Origin of the sequence: Microbacterium sp. CPCC 204701, from assembly GCF_004010105.1 — a bacterium.
Lineage (GTDB): Bacteria > Actinomycetota > Actinomycetes > Actinomycetales > Microbacteriaceae > Microbacterium.
Genome location: NZ_RRYE01000254.1, coordinates 1 through 4,505, shown reverse-complemented (window position 1 = coordinate 4,505; position 4,505 = coordinate 1). Strand labels below are relative to the sequence as shown.

4 protein-coding genes and 1 pseudogene are annotated in these 4,505 nt (G+C 69.1%); 4 read left to right on the top strand and 1 reads right to left on the bottom strand.

What is annotated here, in order from left to right; translation table 11 throughout:
- Both EIO58_RS13265 and EIO58_RS13260 read left to right on the top strand, forming a co-directional pair.
- Nucleotides 1-640, top strand: a pseudogene (locus EIO58_RS13265) (hypothetical protein); the annotation flags it as partial.
- Entirely contained in the window at nucleotides 637-1,611 is a 975-nt protein-coding gene (locus tag EIO58_RS13260) for a DUF4436 family protein (protein WP_127819937.1), read from the top strand. The pseudogene EIO58_RS13265 and the gene EIO58_RS13260, both read left to right, overlap by 4 nt.
- A gap of 301 nt (nucleotides 1,612-1,912) precedes the next feature.
- Here EIO58_RS13260 and EIO58_RS13255 read toward each other — a convergent pair whose 3' ends face one another.
- Nucleotides 1,913-2,692: a Pr6Pr family membrane protein gene (locus tag EIO58_RS13255; protein ID WP_342447981.1), complete on the bottom strand. Its 780-nt coding sequence runs from the start codon at nucleotides 2,690-2,692 to the stop codon at nucleotides 1,913-1,915.
- 76 nt (nucleotides 2,693-2,768) lie between these two features.
- Here EIO58_RS13255 and EIO58_RS13250 point away from each other — a divergent pair, with 76 nt between their 5' ends.
- Together EIO58_RS13250 and EIO58_RS13245 are read left to right on the top strand one after the other, a co-directional pair.
- Nucleotides 2,769-4,055: an adenylosuccinate synthase gene (locus EIO58_RS13250; protein WP_127819936.1), complete on the top strand. Its 1,287-nt coding sequence runs from the start codon at nucleotides 2,769-2,771 to the stop codon at nucleotides 4,053-4,055.
- A partial coding sequence (locus EIO58_RS13245) for a lactonase family protein (RefSeq protein WP_164861694.1) occupies nucleotides 4,055-4,505 on the top strand: 451 nt, incomplete at its 3' end. The genes EIO58_RS13250 and EIO58_RS13245, both read left to right, overlap by 1 nt.

Sequence of the window (4,505 nt, the reverse complement as noted above, 5' to 3'; positions counted from 1 at the left end):
GCCCCCAGCGCCCGCTCCGCGCCCCGCTCCCCTGCCGCCGACGCCCGCGCCCGAGCCGGCTCCCGAACGGAACGCGGAGCCTCGAACAGTGGCCGGACGCGCGCTGTCACTTGACGTGCGGTTCTCCAGCGCTCAGCTGACTCCCGGCACCGTGGCCACGATGCGAGGCACCGTGGGGCCGAACCTGTCGGACGGCACCGAGGCGGTGACGATCAGCGGAACGGTGACCCGGGGGACCGGGTACCGCGGAGTGCACGTCGCCCCGGACGGCGAGTGCGTCGTCCTCACCACGTCGTTCACCTGCACGGTGGCCCTCGCGCCGGGCGACTCCGCCGAACTCGACATCCGCCTCCGCGTGGATGCACTCAACGCGCCAGCCGTCGCGCGCCAGCAGCTGTCGGTCGCCTCGTCCCGCCCAGGACAGGGCAACGCCACCACATCGACCGTCCCGATAGGCCCCGACGATGGTTCCCAAGCGCTCGCCGCTGCGCTCACAACCTTCGAGATGACCCGCCTGCCCGAGGCCTTCCTCCCACTTCTGGCCATGTTCCTGTTCGCCCTGGCTGCGACGCACGCCGGTCGCCAGCGGAGCGGCACCGACTCTCGCTCATCCAACGGCTCACCTGGAGAGAATCCATGACGACACCTGACGCATCTGGCAAGACCTTCTTACGAAAGCGGCGCAACGCGGCCCCATGGATCCTCGGGATCGCGCTGCTGCTCCTCGCCGTGTATTACGTGATGGTCGTGGCATCCGGCATCCTCGACACGTCGACGGACGTGCCGATTGCGGGGGAGAACGACACCCAGCGTGAGGACTACCTCACGCTGCAGATGCGTGTGCAGGACGTCGACCTCACCAACCGTGTGCTGCTGGCCAACATCCTGCCCATCCCGCACGGCGACCTCGTCGGCGACAAGGCCGGCGAGATGTCTGAGAGCGTCCGGATCGAAGTGTCCAGCGGCGGCGTGACGTCGACCGTCGTGGCTTACCCGGGTGAGTCGATCGTCGACCCGACCGCCGTCAGCCTGCTCCTGGATCGCGGTGACAGCACTTATCCGTTCGACCGTCCGTTCGCGGACTTCCAGCTGAACGTCCAGAATGATGAGACCGGGCGCAGCGTGCCATTCGTCGTGGAGATGTCGAACTCCGCGCGCCCGTGGGTGCTGACCGCCTCGGTGGGCGCCGCGGCCGCCGAGGCGGGTGGTCAGGTTTATCCGGTGACGATCGACGGCCATCGCGATGCGCTGAGCGTGACGCTCGTGGCGTTCTATGTCCTGGTGATCCTGATCACCACGCTCATGGCGGTCGTCATCATCGGCGGCGCCATTCTCCGACGCAATCTCGAGTTCGCCAACGTGATCTGGCTGTCGGCGACCATGCTCTCATTCCCAGCACTCCGCGCCGCGATGCCGGGCGCGCCCCCCATCGGAACGGCGCTGGACTTCATCGTCCTGTTCCCGTGCATCGCGCTCATCGCGGTGATGCTGGTCTGGACCGGCGGCTACCTGCTATGGCGCGAGAGCTCGATCCTTCGTCGGCGTGAACTCGACGACGACGCCCTGGCGCGACCGGCAGGTCCTCCCGTGTGGGAGTCACTGCCCGAGTAGTCCGACCGCCTCGGTCGGTGAGAGCGGCATCCGGACGCCGCGTCCGGCCGTGTCTCCGGAGGCCTGAATCCTGAAAGTTCGCTCGGAGAACAGGCGGCCGGCGTGTCCCCCTTAAGGGGGACACGCTACGTTGATATCGGGCAGCGCACGGCACTGGGGGCCAGACCGATTGCCCGCTGGGGAGCCCTTGGGCTGGGGCCACGGGTTCTCCCCGCAACTGTGGGTCACCGCGGGCGCGCCGGACTGCAGCCGGTGCGCCCGAGGTCGTCCTGGGCCGTGTTCGAGCGCCGTGCGGCTGGCGTCAGGGGGAGACCGCCGAAGAGCCGGCGGCATCGACGGATGCACCGGGGTGCGGCATCGGTCGGCCGACGCGGCGGCCCCACCACACCACGAGGGCGCCGACCGCCAGCATCGCGGCCGAGATCCCGATGACGTAGAGCACCACGCCCGGATATCCGCTGACCGGCTGCAGGTCCGCGTTGTTCGGATTCAGGAACGGGTACGGATACCAGAAGGGGGCGCCGGTGCCGGGATTCGTGATGAAGGGTGCACGGAGCATCGTGTAGGCGACCCACACGATCGGGAACGCCACGATCGCCCAGACTGCGCGCCACGCCAGCGCGCGGCGCAGAGGGCCGACGAACAGGTCGGCGAGCAGGAACAGCGGTCCGATGAGGTGCAGCACCTCGTTCGACCACGGCACGATGGAGCCGGGCTCGAGGTCGTAGCCGCGCAGCAGCGTGTTGTAGACGATGCCCGTGATCACCATGTACGTGGTCACGCAGGCCAGCGCGGCCGCGATGGCGGGCGGTTCGGCGTCCTTTCCCCGCCCGCGCGTGAAGAACCACAGGGCGGCCACGGTCAGCACCACGGCCGCCGAGACGTTGGAGAGGATCGTGAAGAAGCTGAAGAAGTTCGCGACGATCGTGAAGACGTGGCGGTCGGCGTCGATCGCGCTCGACACCGAGCGCACGAGCTGCGCGACGACGGCCGAGGCGATGAGCGCCGCCATCGCGAGGCGGAGCACGGACCAGATCAGCGCCCACTGGGGCGAAGCCATCCAGGCCGGGGTCCGCGTCATACGCACACCATATCGGCGGGGTCACACCGCATCGATAGGATGGGGTGTAACCGTCCAGTAAACGGGGGAGTAGCCCATGCCAGGCATCGTCATCGTCGGAGTCCAGTGGGGAGACGAGGGCAAGGGCAAGGCCACCGACCTGCTCGGTGAGCGCACCGACTGGGTCGTCAAGTTCAACGGCGGCAACAACGCCGGTCACACGGTCGTGATCGGCGACGAGAAGTATGCGCTGCACCTCCTGCCCTCCGGCATCCTCTCCCCCGGCGTGAACGCGGTGATCGGCAACGGCGTGGTCGTCGACCTCGAGGTGCTGTTCGCCGAGCTCGAGGCGCTGCACGCGCGCGGCGTCGACACCTCGCGACTCAAGGTCAGCGCCAACGCTCACCTCATCACGCACTACCATCGCACGCTCGACAAGGTCACCGAGCGCTTCCTCGGCAAACGGCAGATCGGCACGACGGGCCGTGGCATCGGCCCCGCGTACGCCGACAAGATCAACCGCGTCGGCATCCGCGTGCAGGACCTCTTCGACGAGAACATCCTGCGGCAGAAGGTCGAAGGCGCCCTCGACCAGAAGAACCACCTCCTCGTGAAGGTGTTCAACCGCCGCGCCATCACGTGCGACGAGATCGTCGACGACCTGCTGTCGTACGCCGAGCGCTTGCGGCCGATGGTCGACGACACCGCGCTGCTGCTGAACGACGCGCTCGATCGCGGCGACGTCGTGGTGTTCGAAGGCGGCCAGGCGACGATGCTCGACGTCGACCACGGCACGTACCCGTTCGTGACGTCGTCGTCGGCGACGGCGGGCGGCGCATCGACCGGATCCGGCATCGGGCCGAACCGCCTCGACCGCATCGTCGGCATCGTCAAGGCCTACACGACACGCGTGGGCTCCGGCCCCTTCCCCACCGAGCTGTTCGACGAGCAGGGCGAATGGCTGCGCTCGCGCGGCTTCGAGTTCGGCACCACCACAGGCCGCCCGCGCCGCGTCGGCTGGTACGACGCGCCCATCACGCGCTACGCGACCCGCATCAACGGCATCACCGATTTGGTGCTGACCAAGCTCGACATCCTCACCGGGCTCGACCAGATCCCGGTGTGCGTCGCGTACGACGTCGACGGCGTGCGGTTCGACGAAGTGCCCGCGAACCAGTCCGACTTCCACCACGCCAAGCCCATCCTCGAGTACTTCCCCGGCTGGAAGCGCGACATCTCTGGCGCCCGCATTTTCGAGGACCTTCCGATCGAGGCGCAGGACTACGTGCTCGCCCTCGAGGCCATGAGCGGCACCCGGATCTCGGTGATCGGCGTCGGCGCCGCGCGCGACGCCGTCATCGTGCGGCACGACCTCATCGACTGATGCGGTTCTGGCTGGGCGGGTACACCGCCGACTCGGGCGGCAACGCGTCGGGAATCGGGATGCTGCGGGCCGGCGCCGCCGACGACGCCTCGGCCGGCGGACCCCTGGCCTACGCCGCCGAGGTGGCAGCGACCGACTCTCCGTCGTGGCTCGCGCCGCACCCGAGCCTGGACGTCGTGTACGCGGTGCTCGAGCATCGGCGGCAGGTGCAGGCGTTCCGTCGCACGGGCGAGGCGACGTTCGCCCGGCTCGGCGATCCCGTGGCCGCGGGTGAGGCCGTGTGCCACGTCGCGGTGTCACCCGACGGCCGCTTCCTCGTGGCGAGCTGCTGGGGCGACGGACGGGTCGTGACGATGGCGCTGAATGCCGCGGGCCGGCCCTCTGCGCCGGTCATCGCCGCGCCGAGCGCCGACCCGTATGGTCCGGACTCGTCAGCCGCGGCCGCGCCCG